The 25,468-nt window shown below is 34.9% G+C and carries 22 protein-coding genes and 1 other annotated feature; of the genes, 3 read left to right on the forward strand and 19 right to left on the reverse strand.

Annotated features, from left to right (window positions below; translation table 11 throughout):
* Positions 1 to 14 precede the first annotated feature (14 nt).
* The 11 genes from BM120_RS04865 to recX form a co-directional block, all read right to left on the reverse strand.
* Entirely contained in the window at positions 15 to 377 is a 363-nt protein-coding gene (locus BM120_RS04865) for a YhbY family RNA-binding protein (protein WP_091993743.1), read from the reverse strand.
* Between the two features lie 21 nt (positions 378 to 398).
* Positions 399 to 1,679 carry a GTPase ObgE gene (obgE, locus tag BM120_RS04870; protein WP_091993745.1) on the reverse strand — a complete coding sequence of 427 codons (1,281 nt, stop codon included), beginning with the start codon at positions 1,677 to 1,679 and terminating at the stop codon, positions 399 to 401.
* 136 nt (positions 1,680 to 1,815) lie between these two features.
* Positions 1,816 to 2,106 carry a 50S ribosomal protein L27 gene (gene rpmA / locus BM120_RS04875; protein WP_091993747.1) on the reverse strand — a complete coding sequence of 97 codons (291 nt, stop codon included), beginning with the start codon at positions 2,104 to 2,106 and terminating at the stop codon, positions 1,816 to 1,818.
* Between the two features lie 13 nt (positions 2,107 to 2,119).
* Complete coding sequence (locus BM120_RS04880; RefSeq protein WP_091993749.1) at positions 2,120 to 2,437, reverse strand: ribosomal-processing cysteine protease Prp; 318 nt, start codon at positions 2,435 to 2,437, stop codon at positions 2,120 to 2,122.
* Positions 2,438 to 2,446: 9 nt separating this feature from the next.
* Positions 2,447 to 2,755, reverse strand: a complete 309-nt coding sequence (rplU, locus tag BM120_RS04885; RefSeq protein WP_091993750.1) for a 50S ribosomal protein L21 — start codon at positions 2,753 to 2,755, stop codon at positions 2,447 to 2,449.
* 171 nt (positions 2,756 to 2,926) lie between these two features.
* Entirely contained in the window at positions 2,927 to 3,868 is a 942-nt protein-coding gene (locus BM120_RS04890) for a DMT family transporter (protein WP_091993752.1), read from the reverse strand.
* A 266-nt stretch (positions 3,869 to 4,134) separates the two neighbouring features.
* Positions 4,135 to 6,555 (reverse strand): leucine--tRNA ligase, encoded by a 2,421-nt coding sequence (gene leuS / locus BM120_RS04895; protein ID WP_091993753.1) that lies wholly within the window; start codon positions 6,553 to 6,555, stop codon positions 4,135 to 4,137.
* Between the two features lie 90 nt (positions 6,556 to 6,645).
* Positions 6,646 to 6,839 (reverse strand) — a binding site (T-box leader).
* A gap of 191 nt (positions 6,840 to 7,030) precedes the next feature.
* A complete protein-coding gene (rsfS, locus tag BM120_RS04900) occupies positions 7,031 to 7,372 on the reverse strand; it encodes a ribosome silencing factor (protein WP_091993755.1) in 342 nt (113 codons plus the stop codon).
* Between the two features lie 39 nt (positions 7,373 to 7,411).
* On the reverse strand, positions 7,412 to 8,014 hold the full coding sequence (gene yqeK / locus BM120_RS04905) for a bis(5'-nucleosyl)-tetraphosphatase (symmetrical) YqeK (RefSeq protein ID WP_091993756.1): 603 nt from the start codon (positions 8,012 to 8,014) through the stop codon (positions 7,412 to 7,414).
* Positions 8,007 to 8,702, reverse strand: a complete 696-nt coding sequence (gene nadD / locus BM120_RS04910) for a nicotinate-nucleotide adenylyltransferase (RefSeq protein ID WP_091993758.1) — start codon at positions 8,700 to 8,702, stop codon at positions 8,007 to 8,009. The genes yqeK and nadD overlap by 8 nt, the downstream gene beginning before the upstream one ends.
* A 184-nt stretch (positions 8,703 to 8,886) precedes the next feature.
* On the reverse strand, positions 8,887 to 9,522 hold the full coding sequence (gene recX, locus BM120_RS04915; protein WP_091993760.1) for a recombination regulator RecX: 636 nt from the start codon (positions 9,520 to 9,522) through the stop codon (positions 8,887 to 8,889).
* A 213-nt stretch (positions 9,523 to 9,735) separates the two neighbouring features.
* Here recX and BM120_RS04920 point away from each other — a divergent pair, with 213 nt between their 5' ends.
* The 3 genes from BM120_RS04920 to BM120_RS04930 all read left to right on the forward strand — a co-directional run bounded on the left by BM120_RS04920 (position 9,736) and on the right by BM120_RS04930 (position 14,560).
* Positions 9,736 to 10,656: a ribonuclease Z gene (locus tag BM120_RS04920; protein WP_091993761.1), complete on the forward strand. Its 921-nt coding sequence runs from the start codon at positions 9,736 to 9,738 to the stop codon at positions 10,654 to 10,656.
* A 302-nt stretch (positions 10,657 to 10,958) separates the two neighbouring features.
* Positions 10,959 to 12,794, forward strand: a complete 1,836-nt coding sequence (locus tag BM120_RS04925; protein ID WP_091993763.1) for an NAD(P)-binding protein — start codon at positions 10,959 to 10,961, stop codon at positions 12,792 to 12,794.
* Positions 12,788 to 14,560: an NADH-dependent [FeFe] hydrogenase, group A6 gene (locus BM120_RS04930; protein ID WP_091993764.1), complete on the forward strand. Its 1,773-nt coding sequence runs from the start codon at positions 12,788 to 12,790 to the stop codon at positions 14,558 to 14,560. The genes BM120_RS04925 and BM120_RS04930 overlap by 7 nt, the downstream gene beginning before the upstream one ends.
* A gap of 112 nt (positions 14,561 to 14,672) precedes the next feature.
* Here BM120_RS04930 and BM120_RS04935 read toward each other — a convergent pair whose 3' ends face one another.
* The 8 genes from BM120_RS04935 to BM120_RS04970 all read right to left on the reverse strand — a co-directional run bounded on the left by BM120_RS04935 (position 14,673) and on the right by BM120_RS04970 (position 25,354).
* Positions 14,673 to 16,172: a ribonuclease E/G gene (locus BM120_RS04935; RefSeq protein ID WP_091993766.1), complete on the reverse strand. Its 1,500-nt coding sequence runs from the start codon at positions 16,170 to 16,172 to the stop codon at positions 14,673 to 14,675.
* A 14-nt stretch (positions 16,173 to 16,186) separates the two neighbouring features.
* Positions 16,187 to 16,873 carry a TIGR03936 family radical SAM-associated protein gene (locus tag BM120_RS04940; RefSeq protein ID WP_330389364.1) on the reverse strand — a complete coding sequence of 229 codons (687 nt, stop codon included), beginning with the start codon at positions 16,871 to 16,873 and terminating at the stop codon, positions 16,187 to 16,189.
* 11 nt (positions 16,874 to 16,884) lie between these two features.
* Positions 16,885 to 18,744 carry a TIGR03960 family B12-binding radical SAM protein gene (locus BM120_RS04945; RefSeq protein WP_091993814.1) on the reverse strand — a complete coding sequence of 620 codons (1,860 nt, stop codon included), beginning with the start codon at positions 18,742 to 18,744 and terminating at the stop codon, positions 16,885 to 16,887.
* A 74-nt stretch (positions 18,745 to 18,818) separates the two neighbouring features.
* Complete coding sequence (locus tag BM120_RS04950; protein WP_091993769.1) at positions 18,819 to 19,940, reverse strand: FtsW/RodA/SpoVE family cell cycle protein; 1,122 nt, start codon at positions 19,938 to 19,940, stop codon at positions 18,819 to 18,821.
* 45 nt (positions 19,941 to 19,985) lie between these two features.
* On the reverse strand, positions 19,986 to 22,913 hold the full coding sequence (locus tag BM120_RS04955; RefSeq protein ID WP_091993771.1) for a penicillin-binding transpeptidase domain-containing protein: 2,928 nt from the start codon (positions 22,911 to 22,913) through the stop codon (positions 19,986 to 19,988).
* 2 nt (positions 22,914 to 22,915) lie between these two features.
* Positions 22,916 to 23,401 (reverse strand): rod shape-determining protein MreD, encoded by a 486-nt coding sequence (mreD, locus tag BM120_RS04960; RefSeq protein ID WP_091993772.1) that lies wholly within the window; start codon positions 23,399 to 23,401, stop codon positions 22,916 to 22,918.
* A 9-nt stretch (positions 23,402 to 23,410) separates the two neighbouring features.
* Positions 23,411 to 24,292, reverse strand: coding sequence for a rod shape-determining protein MreC (gene mreC / locus BM120_RS04965; protein ID WP_091993774.1), 882 nt, complete (start codon positions 24,290 to 24,292; stop codon positions 23,411 to 23,413).
* A 12-nt stretch (positions 24,293 to 24,304) separates the two neighbouring features.
* Positions 24,305 to 25,354 carry a rod shape-determining protein gene (locus tag BM120_RS04970; RefSeq protein ID WP_091993775.1) on the reverse strand — a complete coding sequence of 350 codons (1,050 nt, stop codon included), beginning with the start codon at positions 25,352 to 25,354 and terminating at the stop codon, positions 24,305 to 24,307.
* Positions 25,355 to 25,468: the final 114 nt, after the last annotated feature.

The raw sequence follows: 25,468 nt of genomic DNA on the forward strand, positions 1-25,468 counted from the left end.
TTCTATAGCTTTTGCTATCTACCCATTCTCTTTGTCACAAACTTTTTGGCTATAGTATTTTTGTTCTTAGCAACAGCCTGCCCATGTCCAGGAAATACTATTTTAGGATTTTCAATATTTTTTCTATAAACAGTAAATTTAGATCCTATTGCCTGAACAAATTCACAGCGCAATTTTTCACATATAAAATTTGCACACTCTTTGGTATCAAGGCCAGAGCTTTCAAGTATATTAACCTTTACTAGCTCTCTAGCTCTCAGCATATCATCAAGTGACGCCAGAAAATCCGAACTCACACCATCTTTTCCTATCTGAGTAATCGGCTTCATCCCATTTGCCAAAGACTTCAAATACGCTCGTTGTTTTCCCTTTAACACTTTGTACCTCCATTAATACATTTAATTATAAAATTCGAACTCAAGTTCGTATATCTTGACCGAATCACCATCTTCAATCCCCATATCTCTCAGCTTATCGAATACACCACGAGACTCCATTTGATTTTGGAAGTACTGAAGTGACTCTACGTCATCAAAGTTTACCGAGTACATTATTCTCCTCAATTCCTTTCCCTTGATGACATAGACTCCATTTTCATCAACTTCAATAAACAATCCCTCATCTTCATTTACATCATATTCTGGTCTATATATTTCGTCCTCAGATACAAGCTCAATTTCACTTGATTCTGCCAGTACCTGAACAACTTTATCTATAACCTCATCAACACCTTCTCTAGTCGCTGCAGACATCTTGAATACCTCGTAGCCCTTCTCTTCTAGCTTTTTCTTAAAATCTGCATAAATACTGTCGTCGAAAAGCAAATCTGATTTATTTGCAACCACAATTTGTGGTCTCGTTGCCAATTTTTCATTATATAATTTAAGCTCCGAGTTAATTTTTTCAAAATCCTCAATAGGATCTCGCCCTTCAATACCTGAAATATCTACTATATGAATAAGAACTTTTGTTCTTTCAACGTGTCTCAAGAAATCGTGTCCAAGTCCAACTCCATCGGCTGCACCCTCTATTATCCCAGGAATATCAGCCATTACAAAACTTTTACCATGTCTAGTCTTTACAACTCCTAGATTGGGAGTGATTGTAGTGAAATGGTAGTTTGCGATTTTTGGCTTCGCTGAGGTAACGATAGAAAGAAAAGTTGATTTTCCGACATTGGGGAAGCCTAATAATCCAACATCTGCTATCATCTTCAATTCAAGCACGATCCATCTTTCCTGTCCATCAGTTCCTGACTTTGCAAATGCAGGAGCCTGCCTAACAGCATTGGCAAAATGCTGATTTCCTTTTCCACCAAAGCCACCCTTTGCAATCACAACTCTGTCACCACTATTTTTCAAATCAGCGATAACCAAACCTGTTTTTTCATCTCTAATAATTGTCCCTTCAGGCACTCTTAACAATAAATCCTCACCGTTTTTACCAGCTCTTTTCTTCTTTGAACCATCTTCACCATTTTGTGCAGAATACTTTGTTTTATATTTAAAGTCCATAAGAGTTCTCAGTGCTCCATCAGCTTCAATAATGATACTGCCGCCTCTACCACCGTCACCACCATCTGGTCCACCTGCAGGTACATATTTTTCACGCCTAAATGAAACGGAGCCATTTCCTCCGTTACCAGCCTTGACAAATATTTTCGCCTTGTCTACAAACATATGCCGTTTCCTTTCTAAATACCATTATCTATTATTTTACCACTTTTCGTGATTTTTTTCTCTATTTTTTTATAGCTTCACAATATTAATATTTACAAAAAATAAGAGCTATCAAAGTGATAGCCCTATCATTGTATTATTCAGCCAATTCTACTGGATATATACTTACTTTCTTTCTCTTCTTGTCCAATCTTTCAAATTTAACTTTTCCTTCGATTAGTGCAAATAAAGTGTCATCTCCACCCTTACCAACATTAGTTCCTGGATGAATCTTTGTACCTCTCTGTCTAACTATTATAGATCCAGCAGTAACAACCTGACCATCATATCTCTTTACACCAAGTCTCTTTGAGATAGAATCTCTACCGTTCTTAGAAGAACCTACCCCTTTTTTAGATGCAAGAAGCTGTAAATTCATTTTTAACATCTGGAGTCACCCCCTACTTCTCAAATATTTTTATATTTTTTGGATATTCTTTACTAATTTCCTCTAAAGCAAGTCTCAAATGTCTCAATAGCAATTGTGATTTTTCAATATCCTTCTCAAACAACTCAAGAATTATATTACCGTCCTCTGCTACTATATTTTTGGGACTGACCTTCAATAGGCTATCTAGAGAGTTAATAACTGCAACAGAATTGCTTGTAACAGCCGAACAGACAATGTCATATCCAAATTCATCATAACCTGCATGACCTTTTAACTCAAAGCCTATTATCCTCTCTTTTTCATCATAATAAAAGATTGCTTTTATCATATTATTTTATTAAGCGTTAATCTTTTCAACTACTAGCTTAGTATATAGTTGACGATGACCGTTCTTTCTTCTATAGTCTTTTTTTGGCTTATACTTATAAACGATAATTTTCTTATCTTTACCCTGTTCCAAAACCTTAGCCTGAACAGATGCGCCTTCAACTACAGGAGTACCTAACTTAAGCTCACCGTTATTAACTGCTAATACTTCGTTTAAAGTTATAACATCACCTTCGTTAGCCTCTAGCTTTTCAACAAAAAGAACATCACCTTCAGAAACCTTATACTGCTTTCCTCCAGTTTTCACTATAGCGTACATATATACACCTCCTTGTTCTCAAACTCGCCGGATCAGGTATTTACAATATGTAAAATTTTGTGCCAAGCACTACAAAAAGCGTGCAGCTACCTCTACCGTGCGGCATTACCTAAATATTATACTAAATCGACTACCAAGAGTCAATATATTTCATAAATAATTTTTGAAAATCTAATAATCTTTTACCGATTCGCTTGATTTTTTCGGTAGCTTGACTTGAGCTGCTACAACTGCAACTGCCATTATTATGCACCCCAAAAGCTCTCTTCTTGTCAGCATTTCACCTAAAATCAAAACTCCGGCAATTACTGATATCCCCGATTCGGTACTCATAATTAAAGATGAAACAGTTGGCTGCAAATTCTTTTGAGCCACGATTTGCAACGTAAACCCTATTCCACTTGAAAACAATCCAGTATAAAATATTGCCACACCAGCTGACATTACACCTTGAACAGTAACTGTTTCAAAAAATAGCATCGCTATAAGGGAAAGTGTTCCAGATGTTATAAATTGTATCATGGAAAGCTTAATCGCATCTGCCTTTGGTGCAAATAAATCTATTGCAATAATCTGAAGTCCAAAGAAAATGGCAGAAAGAAATACAAAAAAATCACCTTTTTCAATAACAAATCCTTCCTTTATTGACAACAGATATAATCCAACTGCGGCAATCAATACGCAAAGCCACATTTTGCCATTTACTTTTCTCCCATAAAACATTCCCATAATAGGTACCAATACGATATACATGGTAGTAATAAAGCCAGCCTTTGATGCTGTTGTGCTCACCATCCCTATCTGCTGTGTGCTCATTGCTAGAAATAATGCTGTTCCAGTAATCAAACCACCAGTTATAAGTGGCTTGTCTTTATACCATTTATACTTATTTTCCTCATCCACTAATTCTGTCGACCTCCTACCTCTTTGAGAAAAGAAAAAATTCATGGCAAATAAAAATAAAATACATATTACACACCTAAAAAAATTAAATGCAAATGGTCCAATATGTTCCATTCCTGTTTTTTGAAATACGAATGCAACTCCCCAGATTATAGAAGTGAGCATGAGAAGTGTCGCACCCTTTAGTTCTCTCTTCCTTTGATTATCCATTATAAATCCTCCTACAAAATAACAATTACACCAAAATTAACTGACGGTAAACAAAGGTGTTTTTTCACAAGAAAAAGGGCATCGCATCAGCAATAACCCTTATAATCATATATAAAATATTCTTTTCAATATAGTTTGCCTATATGTTCATGAAAACACTTCCTAGCTTTTCTAAGATACCTTCATTGCTTCCAAGCATCCTACACACCTATATTAACATAGTCTTTCCTATATTTCAATACTCTTTCAATATATTTTTTAAATTTTTACTTCACAACAATATTTACCAATTTAGAAGGGATTGAAACAATCTTTACTATCGATTTACCTTCAATAAACTCCTTCACTCTATCATCTGAAAGTGCAGCTGCTTTCATTTCATCTTCGGTAATTTCTACAGGAACCATTATTTTACTTCTGACCTTTCCATTTACCTGAACTACTATTTCTATTTCATCCAGCTGTATGGCTGATTCATCATATTTTGGCCAAGAAATATCAAACACGCTTCCCTCTTTACCAATCATTGTCCATAGCTCTTCACCAAGATGTGGCGTAAACGGTGCAATTATAACTACAATGGCTTCAAGAGCTTCTTTTAAAACTGCTTCATTTCTATCATCCAGCTCTTTATACTTGTATAGCTCGTTGACCAATTCCATCAATGATGCTATTGCCGTATTAAAACCAAATTTAACACTTAAATCCTCAGTAACCTTCTTCATTGTTGAGTTTGTCTTGGCTCTCATCTCTTGATCCTGCTTATTTAATTCATCAAATTCAACGTCTTTTCCAGCCAAGTAGGACAACTCATCTACTACTCTGTAAACTCTATTTATAAATTTAAAGCAACCCTCTACACCTGCATCAGACCAGTCCAAATCTCTTTCAGGTGGTGCAGCAAATAAAATAAACAATCTAGCAGTATCAGCACCAAATTTTTCTATTATTTCCATTGGAGATATTGTATTACCCTTTGATTTTGACATTTTGCTTCCATCCATCAATACCATACCTTGAGTAAGTAAATTCTGGAACGGTTCATCGTGTACAGTCCAGCCCATTTTCTTAAATGCCTTTGTAAACCATCTTGCGTACAACAAATGAAGAATTGCGTGTTCAACACCACCAATATACTGGTCAACAGGCATCCATTTGTTCACTATTTCTGAATCAAATGCCTTTTCCTCATTTTTATTGTCAATATATCTCATAAAGTACCAAGAAGAATCGACAAATGTATCCATAGTATCTACTTCTCTTCTCGCTGGCTTTCCACATTTAGGACAAGTGCAGGACTTAAATGACTCTGAGGTTGTAAGTGGAGATTCTCCCCTTCCAGTAAATTCAACATCTGTTGGTAATAGCACAGGTAAATCAGCATCGTCAACTGGAACTATTCCACAATCATCACAATATACCACAGGTATTGGACAACCCCAATATCTCTGTCTAGATATCAGCCAATCTCTCAATCTGTAATTTGTTTTTTTGTTTCCTTTTCCTTCGCGTTCAAGCTTTTCAATAATGCCATCGAAGGCTTCTTCCTTTGTCATTCCATTAAATTCCTGAGAATTAATCATCTTATCATTTTCGTCGATTACCGGAATAATATCAAAATTATATTTAACAGCAAAATCATTATCTCTTTCATCATGAGCAGGTACCCCCATTACAGCTCCAGTACCATAGTCAGCTAATACATAGTTTGCTACCCAGATTGGGATTTCCTTTCCTGTCAATGGATTTATCACTACCTTACCAATAAATTCGCCTTCTTTTTCAAGACTCGCAGACTCTCTTTCTATTGAAGATAAAGAGTGAATTTTTGTTAGGAAATTATCCAAAATACCCTCATATTCTGTTCCCTTTACCAGCTCTCTGGCAAGCGGAGATTCCGGTGCTACAACCATAAACGTAGCTCCATATATGGTATCAGGTCTAGTTGTATAAACAGTAATTGTTTCATCGCTATCCTTAATTTCAAAGTCGATAGCTGCTCCATGGCTCTTTCCAATCCAGTTTCTTTGCATCAGCTTAACTTTTTCTGGCCAACCATCAAGCTTATCCAAATCCTTCAACAAAGCCTCAGCAAAATCAGTAATTTTAAAATACCACTGCTCTAATTCTTTTTTCTCTACTAGTGAGTCACATCTTTCACAGCATCCCTGAACAACCTGCTCATTTGCCAAAACAGTCTCACATGAAGGACACCAGTTAACGAAAGAATTCTTTTTATATGCCAATCCTTCCTTATAGAATTCCAAGAATATTTTCTGAGTCCACTTGTAGTATTCAGGTGTCGATGTCGTTACCTCTCTACCCCAATCATAGCTTAAGCCAAGTACATTCAACTGCTCTTTCATTTCTTCTATATTAGACATAGTCCAAATATGAGGATGAATTCCATTTTTTATAGCCGCATTTTCTGCAGGTAGTCCAAATGAATCCCATCCCATTGGATGAAGCACGTTATAGCCTTCCATTTTTTTAAATCTAGCAACAACATCACCTATTGAGTAGTTTCTAACATGTCCCATATGAATTTTTCCTGATGGATAAGGAAACATTTCCAAGCAATAGTACTTTGGCTTACTTTCATCTCTTGTATCCATCTCATATTGGTTGTTGTCCTTCCATTTTGTCTGCCATTTTTTCTCAATTTCTCTAAAATCATATACACTCATATTTTACCTCCAAAATATTAACTTTGCTCAATTTTTATAAAACAAATAAATAATTATCCAAATAAAAAACTCGACCCTAAACAATAATTGTCTAGGGACGAGTTATCTCGCGGTACCACCCTAATTAGCCATCCATTAGATAGCTCACTCGGTAAGCTTTTAAACCAACAACGGTCTATGGTTTTTATATCGACAAGTTCAATGCAGTCCATTGTTATCTCACAGCTACCGATAACTCTCTGAAAAACTTCCTCACACCTACTACTCCGATCCATATAAAATAATCATCTTTAATTTTCAGATAATTCATATTTATTTAAATTATTTTCTAATGATATCACACAGTATTTCTGTAGTCAATACTATTTTCAATTTTTTTATTATTTTTTATAATATATATCTAAAAAATTATTTTTATCAAAAACACAGTAGCCTATTATACTAACTCTGTTCTTCAAAAAAAAACGATAGTAATCTATAGCTCTACATATGGTGCATCTTTCCATAGCTTCTCCAAATTATAGAAGCCTCTGTTTTCTTCATCAAAAATATGAACTATAATATCACCATAATCCAAAAGAATCCAATTCTGAGTTTCTCTACCTTCTTTTCCTCTTGGTTCAACACCAATCTCAGTCATTGCAGCTTCAACACTATCAGCAATAGCCTTTACCTGTCTACTAGATGAACCAGAAGCTATAATAAAATAATCACATAAGCTTGAAACCTTTCCTACATTTAAAACAGCAATATCCTGACCCAGCTTATCATCAATAGCATAATAAATCAGCTTAGCCATTTTTTCCACTGTCTCCATATTTACCTCCATATTCCAATACCACTTACAAAATTCTTCCTAAATAACCACACTATCTCTACCTTTTTCTCTATCTTTAATAAGCTTAACATAGTAATTTCTTGCTTCCACAGTCCTAGTATGCAAAACGGCTTTTTTATTCAAAACTACAGATATAGTTCCATCAATTGAATGCACTATTGCCTCTTCTAATTTTCCTCCAAAAGCCAAAGCTCTCACAGCATCAACACCAGGATAATCTCTTCCAACCTCTACAACATCAGCAATAAAAATTATCTTCTCCAACAAACCCATAGCAGGTCTACCTGTTGTATGAAATCTGATGGAATTTAGAATTTCTTCATCGTCGATGCCAAATTCATATTTTGCTATGTACATCCCCAAAATACTATGTGAAAGCGAAGTATTTGTTTTCTCTATATCATCAAGCTCAATTCCGTATTTATGACAGTATGAATCTACATCCAAAAACTTCACATATTTCGCCACATCATGTAATATTCCAGCTATCTCAGCCTTTTCTCTATCTCCACCGTAAATGTCACAAAGCTCCATAGCCGATTTTGCAACATTCATCGAATGAACAATTCTTCTCTCTGGCAAATAATCCTTAAGTTTTTCAATCATCTCTGATTTATTCATTACAGCTAACTCCTCGTTTGTATAATCCATATTCATAAATATATTCTTCAACCCTGCTAGGAACAAGGTATTTAACACTTTTATCTGACATCACTCTGCTTCTTATATATGTGGAAGAAATCTCAAGTGAAGGTACATATACCAAATCCACATCTGCACAGTAATCCTTTCTAAACCTTTCAACATTTTCTTGTGTCTCCAGAATTCCTATCCCTGGTCTTATGGCTCCTATAAATTTTGCTAGCTTAAAGTTTTCTCTAAAATCCTTCCAGCTCTCAATTTGATTTATCGCATCCGATCCGGTAATAAAGTACAATTCTTCATTTGGATAGGTTTCCACAATATACCTTAGCGTATCTACCGTGTAGCTTTGCTCCTTTTTATTAATCTCAAAATCGGAAACAAAAAAATCGTCATTCTTCATGGCTGACAAGACAACCATATTGTACCTATGGAATTTATCCAAAATAATTTTTTTATGTGGTGGATCACCAGTTGGAATAAAAACAACCTTGTTCAAATTATACTTGTCCTTAATAAACTCAGCGGTGGCAAGATGAGCATTATGAATAGGATTAAAAGTCCCACCCATTATTCCCAATTTCATCTTCCTATTTGAACCAATAAAAGACTCCACTTTTTTGCAATTTTTTTCATAAGACAGGTTTAACCTTTCTTGTAAATTCATTTCATTATTCCCTTCAGCACATTATATTTATATTATATCATAATTTCTCAAAAAAAATTAATCATTTTAGCTATCTCTCATCGACATACAATTTTACAATACAGTAAATACCTATCAAAATACTAATTCCTATCAACAATATATTTTTCATAGTCTATCCTTATTATATCAAATAATCTTAAATTTAGCCCTTTAAATGTTTCTCTAAAACTCTATCAATCGCTGATTTTATGACATCGTAGTCAAAGCCCTTGTAGGCAAGATGCTGAAACATTTTATTTTTAATTTTAATATGTTCTTCTCCTTTTAGCTTTTTATATTTTTTTTCAGCTAGATATATCGCATTTTCAAGCTCTAATTCCTCATCTATGCTTGACACCGCACTGACTATTTCCTTAGAGGAAATGCCTTTAGAATACAAATTTTGCTTGATTCTATTTCTTCCCACTCGCTTAACATTCTGACTATCTTTTACCAACATTTTTGCATATTTTTCATCGTCAATAAATGAATACGACTTCAAAAATTCTATTACTATGTCAATTGTTTTATCATCAAATGAATCCGACAGCTTTTCAATTATTTTTTTCTCGGACTTATTAGATTTACTGAGTAAATCCAATGCTTTTGTTTTTGCTTTCTCAAAGTTATCTGATTTTATAATATCCACAAGCTTCTGTCTGTCGATTTCATCATTGACCTTTAGTTTCATTTTGTGCACAAGACCTATATCCAATGATATCAAGTATTCCCCATCCACAAACAAATTTGCTCTATTCTTATTCTTTTTTTGAACCTCTATATTTGAAATCTTCGACATATCAAACCTCTCACACAATGAATTTTTCATATAAAATTATATCATAAATAACAAAAATTATCCTTAAATATTATTTTACATTAACAATTGTATGAATTATAATGTAAAATAGGATAAATAATTATATAGTAATAAATTATATGCTATAATAATATACCAAGTAATAACAATCAAGTAATAGTATATCGAGTATTTTAACGAAAGAGGTGTACAATGGTTAATTTAACAATGATTGGTACGGGAGGCAACGTTCCCTCTCACACCAGATTCTGTTCCAGTGTATTACTAAACTACAAGGGAGTAAAAATATTAATAGATTGTGGTGAAGGAACTCAAATAGCCATGAAAAAATTCAACTGTGGTTTCAAAGGAATAGATCTAATTCTAATCAGCCACCTACATGGCGACCATATAAACGGACTATTGGGACTACTTTCAACAATGGGAAACGCCGAAAAAAGATCCCCTCTTACAATAGTTGGACCTCGTGGAATAAAAGAAGCCATTTATGCAATGATGGTTCTTTGGGAGGGACTGCCCTTCGAACTACGTATAATAGAAAATCCAATTGGTAGCTTTTCTATCGTAGGAGGCGATGCTTTAAAGGATGTAGAAATAAACACAATCATTCTAGATCATTCTACAGAGTGTATAGGTTATTCACTTTACTTCAATCGAAACCGAAAATTCAGTATTGAAAAAGCTGAAGCGAATTCTGTACCTAAATATATTTGGAATCATCTACAAAAAGGGAAAACTTATTATATAAATGATAAATTATATTCACCTGAGGATGTACTAGAAAATGAAAGAAAAGGTATAAAGCTTAGTTTTATTACCGATACTAGACCAATAGACAGTATTCCTGAGTTCATTTCGGATAGTGATTTATTTATTTGCGAAGCGATGTATGGTGACGATATAGATATTTCAAAGGCAGTAAAAAATAAACACATGACATTTAGAGAGGCTGCAAGCCTTGCTTCAAAAGGAAATGTAAAAAGGCTTTTACTAACTCACTTCTCCCCTTCAATAGATAATCCCAATGACTATAAAAGCAATGCAACGAGCGTGTTTAAGGATAGCGAGGTTGCAGTCGATGGAATGAGTTTTACAATTTCATATCCAAAGTAAAAAAGAGATTTATTCTCTTTTTTTTTAATTTTATTAAAAAAAATGATGAAAAAAATTAGTTTTATGTTATTATAAGAATAATCAAAATTTTCATTTATTATATTTGCTGATTTAGATCCGATTTCTAATCGGATTTTGTTATTATAGGGAAAATGTTAGTTTTATCTCAAACATTTCAATTATTCTGAAGGCACAGAATAATCGCTAATAAATCAACAATTAGAATTTGATTTAAAATATTTTTCACTATAATTTAATCCAATATAGTTTAATAAACAGAAAATCAGCTATAGGAGGGAAATATGAGTAGATTATATATTAATACACCAGACACTGCACAATTAGTTGTAGAAGGTCTATACAAAGATATCGAAAGAAGAATAATAGCAAGTCCCCCTGGAATTTGTCCAGTAGAGGCCTCTATAGCATTTCTAAAGCTTTGTCATGCACAAACCTGCGGAAAATGTGTACCCTGTAGAGTCGGTTTAGGTAAATTGCAGCAGCTTATGGAAAACGTTCTAGACAATAGGGCGAGCGAGAAAACACTGGAAATGATAGAGCATACGGCTATTTCCATTATCAATTCCGCCGACTGTGCAATAGGAACTGAAGCCGCCCAAATGGTACTATCTGGAGTAATGGGATTCAGAGATGACTATATTTCACACATCAAGAAAAACAAATGCTCTATGGATAGAAATATTTCCGTTCCATGTGTCACACTATGTCCAGCAGGAGTTGATATTCCTGGTTACATTGCTTTAGTTGGAGAAGGCAGATACGCTGATGCAGTAAGGCTTGTCAGAAAGGATAACCCATTCCCTACAGCTTGTGCATTGGTCTGTGAGCATCCTTGTGAAGCAAGATGTCGAAGAACTTTTGTTGATGCCCCATTGAATATAAGAGGATTGAAAAAATATGCATCAGATCATGCTGGAGTAGTTCCTCCTCCACCTTGTGCTGATAGCACTGGCAAAAAAATTGCCATCGTCGGTGGAGGTCCAAGTGGTTTAAGTGCTGCGTATTATCTATCGCTTATGGGACACAAGGTCGAAGTATTTGAAGAAAAAGACAAGCTGGGTGGAATGCTTAGATATGGTATACCAAACTACAGACTACCTAGAGAAAGACTCCAGGAAGATATTGATGCAATACTTGCCACAGGAGTCGAAGCTCACACCAATGTGGAAATCGGAAAGGATTTAAAAATCGAAAAACTTGCAAATGAGTACGATGCTGTATATATTGCAATCGGTGCACACGATGACAAAAAACTTGGAATCGAAGGCGAAAATTCAAACGGAGTTGTTTCTGCGGTAGAAATGCTGAAAAAAATCGGCGATGAGGACTATCCAGATTTGACTGGAAAACGTGTCGTGGTGATAGGCGGTGGTAATGTCGCAATGGATGTCGCTCGTACATCAATCAGATGCAATGCTGAAAAAGTAACGATAGCATATAGAAGAAGACAGGAAGATATGACATGCTTAGTAGAAGAAATCGAAGGTGCTATAGCAGAGGGCTGCGACCTGCAAACGCTAATGTCTCCTGAAAGAATAGAATTTGATGAAAACAACAACACTACTGCTCTATGGGTAAAACCACAGATAGTCGGTGAAATGGATTCCGCTGGTAGGCCTAGACCTAGAAATGCAAATAGTGATTCAGTTCGATTGGAATGTGACCATGTAATAGTAGCTATAGGACAAAATATAGAATCAAAGCACTTTAAGGAATTTGGAATGCCAGTAAAAAGAGGTATTATAGAAGCCCTTAACTCAAGTGAAATAGAAAACCTTCCAGGTGTATTCGCTGGAGGTGACTGTGTTACTGGCCCAGCTACAGTAATCAAAGCAATCGGTGCAGGAAAGGTTGCTGCTGCAAATATAGATGAATACCTTGGATACAACCATCTAATAAGTGTTGACATTGACCTTCCACACATTAGATGGGATGATAGAAAGCCATGTGCAAGATCAAATATGAAGGAAGTTCCAGTAGACGAAAGAAAATATAACTTTGATGAAATCGAATACGGTCTGACTGCTGACGAGGCTGCTCAGGAAGCCTCAAGATGCTTGAGATGCGATCATTTCGGATGGGGTAACTTTAGAGGAGGTAGAGCATCAAGATGGTAAAAATAACTATAGATAATCAACAAATAGAGGTTAAAGAAGGAACTAAAATAATTGATGCTGCTGTTTTGGCTGGAGTTAGAATCCCTAGGCTATGTTTCCTTCGAGATTTAAATGAAATCGGCGCATGTAGAATCTGCGTCGTTGAAGTCAAGGGCAAGGAAAAATTATTGACATCATGCAATAACGTTGTAAAAGAAGGTATGGTAATAAGAACAAATAGTCCTAAGGTAAGAAACGCCAGAAGGACTAACGTTGAGCTAATACTATCTCAGCATGACTTTAAGTGCGCTACTTGCGTTAGAAGTGGAAATTGCTCACTTCAGGAAATTTCAAATGACTTAAATGTATTAAATGTAAATTTCGACATAGACTTTGAACAGAGAAGCTGGAATCCAGACTTCCCTCTTCAAAAAGACTTTTCAAAATGTATAAAGTGTATGAGATGCATCCAAGTATGTGACAAGATACAGAGTTTAAATATATGGGATATCGTGAACAGCGGATATCGTACAACTGTGGATGTTTCTTGGAATAGAAATATAGAGCAAGCTGATTGTTCTTTATGTGGACAATGTATCACACACTGTCCAGTCGGTGCATTGATGGTTAAAAATGACATAGACAAAGTATACAAGGCATTAGAAGATCCAGATCTGATAACCGTCGTTCAGGTAGCACCTGCTGTAAGAACTGCATGGGCAGAATATTTGAATGTGGATGACATTCATGCAACTACCGGGTTGATGGTAGCATCTCTAAAAAGGATAGGTTTCGACTATGTTTTTGACACTAATTTCAGTGCGGATCTTACTATAATGGAGGAAGGTACTGAATTCTTGGAATTGTACTCTAAAGGAAACATGAAGTATCCTCTATTCACATCATGTTGCCCTGGTTGGGTAAGATTTATGAAATCTCAGTACCCAGATATGGTTAAATATCTTTCCACATCAAAATCTCCACAGCAGATGTTTGGTGTCGTAGCAAAATCATATTATGCTGACATATTAGGTGTAAATCCAAATAAAATCTTCTGTGTTTCTATAATGCCGTGTTCGGCGAAGAAGCATGAAGCTGGAATCCCTTCAATAAATGATTCACAAGCAGATAGAGATGTTGATGTCGTTATAACAACTAGAGAATTAGAAAAAATGATCAAGGCCGAAAATTTAGATTTTACAATGCTAAAGGAAGAATCATTTGATACTCCACTTGGAATAGGAAGTGGTGCCGGTGCAATATTTGGAGTTACTGGTGGAGTTATGGAAGCAGCACTAAGATCGGCATATTACCTAGTGACTGGAAAAAACCCAGATCCCGATTCGTTTAAATCGGTGAGGGGTTCTCAAGGCTGGAAGGAGTCGAAATTTAACATAGATGGAAGCCAGATAAATGTGGCAGTTGTCAGTGGTCTTGGAAATGCAAGAAAACTTATGGATAATATAATTAAAGGTGAGGTAAAATATGACTTTGTAGAAGTGATGGCATGTCCCGGTGGATGCTCGGGTGGTGGTGGACAGCCTATTAGAGAAGGTATGGAACTAGCTAGCACTAGAGGAGAGAAATTATATGATATTGATAGATCAATGTATTTGAGATATTCACACGAAAATCCATCAATTAAAAAACTGTACGATGACTATCTAGAAAAACCAAGCTCTCATTTGGCTCACAAGCTTCTTCATACTGATCATGAATCATGGGATACTCCTCTTTCACCATTTATTACGATGGTGCAGGATGAAAATTTCTTTGACGAATATTAGTTTGGAATATTAAAATAATAGATATGCTCTGTAAAGGTAGATTTAATTTTATTTCTTTACAGAGCATATACTATTATTTTTCGACACTATGACAGAATGAGGAAAAAATGCGCTATTTGATATCGAAATTTGATATTTTATATAATTTTTTTACTTTTATTTCCATATTATATTTTTTTTTCAAAGTATCCAATACATGTGATTTTCTTGTCAGCAAGCCATCATTGAATATCAGCTCATGATGCAATTCTTTACCCATTGTACCAAATATTTCAATACATTCTTCTAGTGATTCCACTTCACCTATTGAATATATATTCAAGATATTTTTGTTTAAATGGTATTTTGTGTATATGAGAAGCCGCTCTAGTCCATCGAGCAAGGAATCATCCGATTTCGTGTCAGAAATGCCATCCTTTAGATAGTAGTTCTCAAATGAATCATTTTTTCTCATTCTTGAAATTTCTAATAGACCCAGCTTCGTAAATCCATGAATTTTACTTTTTCTATCGTCACATCCAAAGCTTCTATTCATTTCATCAATAATTTTTTCTTTATCTTCCTCTTTTTTCATATCGATAAAATCTACCAAAATTATTCCAGAAATATCCCTTACCATAATTTGATTGGAAATTTCAGATGCTGCAGATAAATTTATATTTAATATTGTGTTTTCGTAGTCTCCACTTCCTATATTTCTACCTGAGTTCACATCTACAACAGTCATTGCCTCAGTCTTATCAATCACAATATATGCTCCCTTGTCCAACCAAATCCTTCTAGATTTGTATTTTTTCAGCATCCTATTAATACCATACGATTCAAAAACATCATCTCCAGATACCTTGACAATTTTTGTAAGCTTTTCTATACCGCTTCTTTTCACAATTTTTTTGATAGCCTCCAGAAAAACTCCGTCTTCATCAAAATCATCCTCAAACGAGCAAACAATTTTCTCTACATTATCACCAAAATTTAACTCAATATACCTAATTATATCTCCTCCACTACTAAATATGCACTCAGGCTCAAATTTCTGTTCATATAATCGACAAATATCACTGTAATCCTTACATACTTTTTCAATGTCTTTTTTTAGGCTATCCTTTTCTAAAGCAACAGAATCTGTTCTGATAATAAATCCATTTTTTACATTCATCTCAGAAATTATCTCTTCAACAATGCTTCTCAATCTATTTCTCTCTTGAAAAGATTTTATCTTGCTCGAAAAGAGTATTTTTTCGCTATTTGACAGCAAAACAACGTATTTTCCTTGAATGCTTATATCTGTGGTAAATTTTGCCCTTTTTACACCTTTTTCCTCTTTAATCAACTGAACCATCACATTATCACCTATATTCAGAGAACTATTAGGATATAACGCACCCAGCTTATTTAAATTTTCTAGCTTCAAAAATCCATTATTTTCATCGCCATAATCAATAAATACGGCGTCCATAGAGGGTATTTTTTTCACTATTTTTGCTCTATAAATATTGTTTATTCTGTTGTTTGAAAAATTGCTTTCAATAATTATTCTCTCAAACTTGCCACTATCTATTACAGCAAGCTTCTTTGCATTTACAAAATTTTCAATAATAAATTGCTTCATAACACACCTAATTTCTATATTGGGCTTACCAGTTCACCTTGCTCGACAAAATACAAATCATTTCTGATAACATCGACCTCCAAAGGATCGATCGAAACTTCCAATAACTCAATTAGCTTAGGCAAAAATACGTTTGTATTTAAATTTTTTATCGAGCCTGTTGAGATTATTGAATTTATTGTTATTTTATCATCCTCAACAGATTTTACTTCCAAGCTTTTTATCATAGGTATAATATCCATTTCGACCAATTTTCCTTTTTTATTCATCCTCGTAATATTCAACGTCTCTAATGACAGTATTTTATCAATTTTATCACTTACTTCAGACCTTGTAAAATGTTCAAGGTTTTCAATAACAAAATCATAATTTCCATATTCAATATTTCCTGCCAGAGATTTTACACCAGTCTGTATCTCAATACATTTGATAAAAGACATCCCTTCTGGTAACTGGCTGTTTATCTTTTCCGCCAATAATTCTGGAGATAGATTATTCTCTATTTCAATATCCACATATTCTCCATAGCTTTCAACACCCAAAGCAAGTGCATTACCATAGCTCATCTTGGGATGAGGATTAAACCCCTGTGAGTATGATAGTCTAACATCTGCTCTTCTGAATACCCTTTGAAATAGACGTTGAACGTCTAGGTGGGAAATGTATTTCATATCACCCAGCTTTGTAAATTTAATTCTCATTATTTTAGACATTAACACAATCCCCTTCCAATATCATTAACATTGACCCCACATCCCTTACATCCCCATCTGCAATCCTCAGTCAATTCATTATTCTTCGCCTTCTCGTTTTCTCTGATCAAGAATGCCTTTGTTACCCCTACATCGATATGATCCCATGGCAATATTTCTTCATAGCTTCTCTCCCTATGAGCGTAAAAGCTAGGATCCAAACCACAAGCTTCAAAGCATCTCATCCATCTATCAAAATCAAAATGCTCTGACCAGCCGTCAAATTTAGAACCGTTATTAAAGGCTTCCAATAGCACCTTTCCGAGTTTTCTATCCCCTCTGGAGAAAATAGCTTCCATCAAGCTAGATTTCGATTCGTGATAGTTATATTTTATATTGCCGTTTCTCAAGATTCCGACAAGATATTTTTGTTTTTCTCTTATTTCATCCTGAGTATTTTGTCCATGCCATTGAAACGGTGTAAAGGCTTTTGGCACAAAGGTTGAAGTCGATACAGTTACTCCAAATTTATTTCTCAATTTACCACCATTTATATCTCTGTAAATATCAATAACCTCATAAGCCAAATCTCTAATTCCATCCAAATCCTCATAGTTTTCAGTAGGTAATCCAATCATAAAGTACAGCTTCACACTGTTCCATCCCATCTGGAAAGCCTTGCTAACAGCATTTCTCAAATTCTCCTCAGTAACACCTTTGTTGATTACATCTCTCATTCTCTGAGAGCCTGCTTCTGGAGCAAAAGTTAAGCCAGTTTTTCTTACCTGCTGAATCTTTTCAGCAATTTCCATCGAGAAATTATCAAGTCTCAATGATGGTAAAGATACACCTATATTCTGAGATGCATATTCATCAACCAAAAAATCTGTTATTTCTTCAATATGACTATAATCACTCGTACTCAAGGAAGATAATGAAATTTCATCATACCCAGTATTTTTTATCATATTATCGACTATCCCCTTCAATCTCTCAACAGTTTTCTCTCTAATTGGCCTATATATCATCCCAGCCTGACAAAATCTACAGCCTCTAGTACATCCTCTAAACAATTCCAAAACAATTCTATCATGAATAGTTTCTACAAAAGGGACAATAATTTTCTCCGGATACTCAATTGCATCCATATCAGTTATTATTCTCTTTCTAGGATTTTTAGGCGCCTTTTCATTTATCACCCTCAATTCAGAAATAGTTCCATCTTGGTTATATTCAAATTCATAAAACGAAGGTATATAAACACCATCAATTTCTGATACCAGCTCTAAAAAATCTCTTTTCGTCTTCCCATTGTTGTATGGGTCCGTTTTCATCCAATCAATATATGCTCTAACGACTTCCCTATTCAATTGTTCACCCTCACCCAATAGTGCTATATCTACAAAGTCAGCCATAGGTTCAACATTATACGCACACGAGCCACCAACCATAACCAGAGGACATTTTTCATCTCTGTCTTTTGAAAGTAGTGGAATATTTGCCAAATCAAGCATATTTAAAATATTTGTATAGCATAGCTCATACTGTAGAGAGAATACCACAAAATCAAAATTAGTAATTGACTCCCTCGATTCAAGTGCAAATAAAGGAATATTGTTTTCTCTCATCTTTTCTTCCATATCTACTGACGGAGCATATACTCTTTCACAATACACGTCTTCATCTTGATTCAACGAATTATACAAAATATGAGACCCAAGATGACTCATTCCCACTTCATACACATCTGGAAAACAATGAGCATATCTTATCAAATTTTCATCATTCGTATCTTTGTGAATTGTATTTGTTTCATTTCCCAAATATCTCGCTGGTTTTTCTACTTTTTTTAGAATCTTTCCGAGATCTACTTTAGCAATCTCTTTATTCAATCTTTTATTTATTTTATTCACTACTATAAACCTTTCTAAATAACCTATATAGACAAAAGAGGTTAGGAGTAAATTCCCAACCTTCTTCTCCTCAAATATACATTTAAAACAATGCCAATGTTTGCAAGTGACGTTATAATCGAGCTACCGCCATAGCTTACAAATGGAAGTGTCACACCCGTCACTGGCATTAAACCAACAGTCATACCTATATTCTGTATAGTCTGGTATGTAAACATTCCTGTAATACCAACCACAATAAAAGTGCCATAGGTATTTTTCGATTTTTTTGCTATCATCAGCAATCTCGTAATCATAAGCACAAACATCAGAATTACAAATAGCATTCCTATTAATCCCAGCTCCTCGCCAATAACAGCAAAGATAAAATCCGAATCTCTAACTGGTAGAAAGTTTTCCTGATTTTGAGAACCCAAATAAAGACCCTTACCAAAAAGACCTCCAGACCCTATTGCTATCATCGACTGCAAAACTTGATAGTTTGTGCTAGCCTGTGGATTGAACAAATTCAAAATTCTCACCTTTTGATGAGGAGCCATAAAAAGATACATAATCGGTGTGAGTATCGCCGCTCCAATTATGATATTTCTTATTATTTTTTTATTCAATCCAGCAGTATACAGCATGAAGAATATTATGCACATAAACACTACAGCAGTTCCCAAATCAGGTTGTGCCAACAGCAATCCAATGAATGGAAGCACATATACGAACAATTTTCCCAAAACCTTTACATTTCCAATATTATCCTTATTGTTGTCAATAATTTTTGCATAGCTAAGGATAAAAGTAAATTTTACAATCTCAGAGGTCTGAAGATTGAAATTACCGATTTTTATCCATGATTTTGCACCAAATTGTACATCTCCGACTCCTGGTACCAACAACACCACCAATAGTAAAAAACTGACAATGTACAACTCTTTGTAATGCTTTCCAATACTATCATAGTCAAATATCAACAAAATTACGATTACAATGGTACCTATACAAAAAGCCAACACCTGTTTATAAATCTGTGAAAAATCACCTGTAACATTCGCATGAGTAGCACTGCTAAGAACCACCAATCCGAACAAAAAAATTGTAAATACAATAGCTATAAGCTTCCAGTCGAGGCTTTTTACTATTCTTATTTTTCTCTTATAATCAATTTTTTTCATCTAACTGCCTACTTCCCATATATTTGTAAAAAATCCGCCAGAATCTTATTGCTCTGGCTGATTTTTTTCTTCTCCATCCTTTAACAATCCATAATATTGACCAATCACTTCTCTAATCGGTAATACAGCATAAGAACTCGTTTCACCCTGAGGAATCAAGCAAGCCACCGCAATTTTTGGATTATCGGCAGGCGCAAACGCCACACACCAAGCGAATGAACCATAGTCAGCCTTAAACCTATCAATATCATCATCGGTTATATTGTGATTTAGCTGCTTGATTGCCATTCTTAGATACGCTGCATTTACTTTATCGCTGTTTTCCAATTTAACCTTTACTCCACGATCAAGCTCTTTCTGATATTTTTCTCTATCTTCCGTACTCGTATTAGTATTTGCAATCTTGGCTTTTAACTCTTTAATCTTGTTATTTGTCAGCTCATATTCTTTGTCAGATTTTAGCTTTTCATATTTTGCCATTACTTCACTCTCACTGACTGAGTATGATGAGAGATGGGATTTAAGATATTCTAGCTCATTATCACTAGGAATCTTTCCTGTCTTTTCGGCAGTACCAGTTTTTGAGGCCACCTTTATTGGAAATTTTGAAAAAGCATCCTTTGCCAACCCTATTTCAGAAACTCTAACCATTCCTATTTTTAAATCTTTCAGGTATGCATTGTCTTTGAAATCTACCTTTTCAAGTTTGCGAGCTGGCTCTTCTATAGTTTTACCACTTGAAGATTCAACCCTATCGACAACATTCATATTGACTAGATACCCGCCATTTGCGATAACGGAAATATATCTGGCAAGCTGAGCTGGGTTATATGCATTTTCCCCTTGACCTATAGCCAAATTAAATGTGTCCCCTACTCTCCACTTCGCAAAATTAAAATAGCTATATACGATATAGTCTGCATCCGAAGTAACATACTGTTCCTTGACATCAAGCTTTTTTAGACGCTCAATTGTCTCAGTTCTTCCAGGTATTTCTTTTTCATCTATCCAACTGACTATTTCATCTATATTTTTATCAAATTCATCCTTATTCTTCGTGTAATCTAGTCCTTCAAAATGGAATCTCATAGTTCTATCCAATGCAATCTTCAACTGCATTTTAATATTTTCTTTCTTTTGTTTCTCACTAGGTACCTTACCATTTCTTGTTTCGATTTGCTTTTCAAGACCTGTATTTTCATCTAGCCCAAATTTTTTAGCATACTCAAGTATTCTTGAGGCCCCCATTCCATGGTTTAAATTTTCTCCTGTAACCCAATTTCTATCACTACCAATAATATAAAAATACACGTTACACGACTCTTGAATAGCCTTGTAAAGATTTACTATCCCATGATTTTTACCTCCATGATGCCAGATATAGTCTGCAAAATTTCTATTTCCAAGTCTGATGACACCAGGATCATTGATTGTGTAGTTGGGATTTAAGCCAGATTCCAATGCTGCCATAGCAGTTATCATTTTAAATGTGGATCCTGGCTGGAACGCTCCCTGTGTCGCCAAATTTAAAAGTGGATTTGGAGCAAGAGTGTCGTTTTTATTTTTGGGCATATAATTACTATATTCCTCTGAGGTTATTCCATTTGCAAATTTATTTGGGTCAAAATTGGGATAGCTTGCCATTGCTAGTGTATCACCTTTAGTAACATCCATTACAACAATTGCACCTGAATTTGCCTTCGGTGCAATCTCTTTTATGTTAATATTTCCAAATTGGCTCTTAAAGGTAGATCCAGTTTTGGCAGATTTTATTGCCCTCTCCAACGATTCTTCGGCAACCTTCTGTAGTTTACTATCTATAGTTAGCTGAACACTTCCTCCAGAAGTAGGATTTACTGATTTCATTTCTTCTATCACTCTTCCCACACTATCGACCTTTACTTCTTTATATCCGGCAGAGCCTCTCAGCTTTTCTTCATAGCTTTTTTCGATTCCAGATATTCCCACCAGCTCATTTGGATTATATCCATTTTTTATATATTTCAACGCTTTTGTAGACGGTATTTTTCCCAAATACCCTAATATATGTGCAGCAAGATTTCCCTGTGGATAAACTCTTTTCTGTTCAACTGCAACTGAAATCCCCGATAGATTCATGGAATTTTCCTCTATTTCAGCCACAGTATCAGATTTGATACCTCTCGCCAAGGCTACAGGATTGTATTGTGTATATACTTTTGATTTTAGCATATCTCTTACAATCATAATCTTCCTAGCTTCCTTATCGCTCATAGAAGGGTCTATTTCGTAGTACTCTCTAATCGCTTTAAAAGCATTTTGTGCAGACGTATTTTTGTTCAGCTTATTATAACTGTCAAGCCAGTCTTCCTTATCTTTTTCCTGAGTAAACGTCCAATTTGATACCAATATTGGTGGATAGTAGCCCAAGGAATTTAGCTTTGACTGTAAATCAACAGGTTCAAGCTTTCTGTCAGTTAAGCCTATAACCTCATTTTTTATCAAATAATCTACAAAATGATAAAAGCTTTGCTTTGCGTTATAATTCTGGGGAATTGCATTATCGTCCTTAAATGCTTTTATATTCTTGTCAAAAGTATACAAAAATTTTCCGTTCTCAATAGTAATCGGAAACTCATCTGTATACTTTTCATTTTTTCTCTCCAGTATATTCAGAATAGAATAAGCGATTTTGTTCGCCTCTTTCTGATTTTCTTTTCCAACCTTGTTAAAGGAGTCTGCCACCACCTGAACAGTAAATTGAGGCTCGTTTCCAGCCAACAGAACTCCATTTCTATCTCTTATCTCTCCTCTTGGAGCTTGGACCATAATTTGCTTATAGGTCTTTTGATTTGCCATGTTAGTATAGTATAAATGTCTAAATGTTGTCATATAGACAATTTTACCTGAAACAACCAAAAGTATAACAAGTAAAACTTTATTAATCATACTAAGTCTGACTTTTATTTCTGAATTCTTTTTCGTTTTACTCATATTTACTCCACTCTAAGCTTAATCAGCTTATCGCTAAATATTGTATATAGAACATACGCCACCACAGTATTTGAAATTGGAATTACGATAACAGATTTTAATAATCCCACCAAAAGTGGAGTTGGTATAAAAAATATTGATGCAGTAACCACATCAAGTATTGAATATACAATACTTACAACAAAAACCAACAAGCTAACTATCAGCTTATTATCCTTAAAAATTGACTTTTCGATACTCGACAAAAAATATGATGTCCCAAGAAATAGTATCGATGTAACACCAATAATACCTCCCGTTGCCAAATCACCAATAAGTCCCAGAATACCCGTAATTATTAGAGAATAGCTTCTGTCGATGTACAACGAAATAAAAATAACGAAAATCAACAGAATATTTACACTAAAATAGGTGACAACATAATTTGTAAAAAATGTCTCCAGCACTACTATTATTAATCCAACGATAAATATAAATATATTCTTCATAGATACCTCCTAATCAATCTTCCTAGGTGGTATTATACTCACGATATCAAGCTTTTTAAAATCTACACTCGGTCTAACCTTTATATATTTCATAGATTTATTTTTATCGTACGTAACCTTCGAAATTTTACCTATTGGAATATTTTCAGGATATAAACCAAGTCCGGAGGTTACTATCAAGTCATTTTTTTCTGCAGTTGCCTTCGTGTCAAAAAAATATCCCTGCAACAGCTTATCGACATCACTAAAATCAGAGCTACCAACATCAGAAGACGTTGTAATTACACCCTTGCTCGTTTCTTTACCCGATATCTTAAAGCTTACAGATGCTCTTGAGTCGATAATTGATATCGCCTTTGAATATTTGTTGCTCACACTAAATACAATACCGACAACGCCATCGCCATTGATGACAATACTGTCCTTTACCACACCACTGTCAGCACCAGCATCAATGACAAATGTCTTATACCAATCACCCTCGTTTTTACCAATAATGCTTGCGGAAACTAACTGATTTCTTTTATTACTATCCACGTAATTAAGAGATTTTTTCAACATTTCCAATGACTCAAGTTTATTTTCATTATCACTTTGTTCTATTAATTCCTGTCTCAGCTTTTCATTTTCGGCATTTAGTTCCTTTAATTTCATCGAGTTGCTTCTGAAATTTATCAAATCATCAATAAATCCTCCCGTACTGGTAACGACGTTGTTTAGATGCTTCCCAAACCCATAAAAAACACTAAAAAATGGAGCTTCTTCTAAAAACTGCACCCTGCCTCTATTAGAAAAGGAATAAGCAGTTACAACCACCAAAAGTATAACCACTCCTGAAGCAATTATACTTTTGATGGTAAATTTCGATTTACTATCTTTACTAAGCTTCACGGAGACCACCAACTAACCTTCAGCATTCATTTTTACGATGCTGTTGAAGATATCTTCATTCTCTATCGACCTTCCAGCACCAATCGCAACACATTGCAATGGATTATCAACAACTGTAACCTTAAGTGCAGTTTCTGCTTCTATCAGCTTGTCCATACCTTTTAAAAGGGAGCCTCCTCCTGTTAAGAAAATCCCTTTTTCCATGATATCAGATGCCAATTCTGGAGGAGTTTGCTCCAGGGTTGTCCTTATTGCCTCAATTATTTCTGCAAGAGGCTCTCTCAATGCATCTCTGACTTCAGTAGAAGCTATTGTAATTGTCCTTGGAAGTCCAGTCAAAATGTCTCTTCCACTAACCTTCATTTCGGCTTCATTTTCACTAGGGAAAGCAGAACCTATCATCAGCTTTATATTTTCACAGGTTCTAGATCCTATTATTATATTGTAAGAGCTTCTGACATAATTTTCGATCGCATTGTCAAATTCATCGCCACCAATCCTCGTTGAATTGGCAACGACAACTCCACCAAGGGAAATAACTGCTATCTCAGATGTACCACCACCGATATCTACAATCAAATTCCCCTCTGGATCATTTACATTTAAGCTAGCACCAATAGCTGCTGCCATCGGCTCATCTAGTATATATACTTCTCTACCACCAGCCTGAATAGCGGCTTCTTCAATGGCCTTTCTTTCAACCTTCGTAATTCCACATGGAACACAGATAACTATCCTAGGACTTACTACTCCTTTTGAACCCTTCTGAATAAAATAGCTCATCATGGCTTGAGTCGCTTCAAAATCATTGATTACACCCTCTTTTATAGGCTGTATTGCAATAATATTCTCTGGAGTTCTACCGACCATTTCACTGGCATTTTTACCAACTGCTAAAATTTCGTTGTTATCCTCCCTAACTGCCACAACAGATGGCTCATCGACTACTATCCCTTGACCTTTTATGTAAACAAGAGTATTTGCAGTCCCCAAATCTATCCCCATATCATTAGTAATAATGTTATTAATATTCGACTTAAAAAATTTACTAAAAAATCCCATAAAATCCTCCCGAAAAAATATTTTAACTATTAATTTCTAATAGGTACTTTCATAAATAATATTCTACAATATCACTCTTTAGTATACCATAATTTCTGTATGTAATGTGTGATA

The organism is Peptostreptococcus sp. D1 (genome assembly GCF_900112955.1).
Classification (GTDB): domain Bacteria; phylum Bacillota; class Clostridia; order Peptostreptococcales; family Peptostreptococcaceae; genus Peptostreptococcus.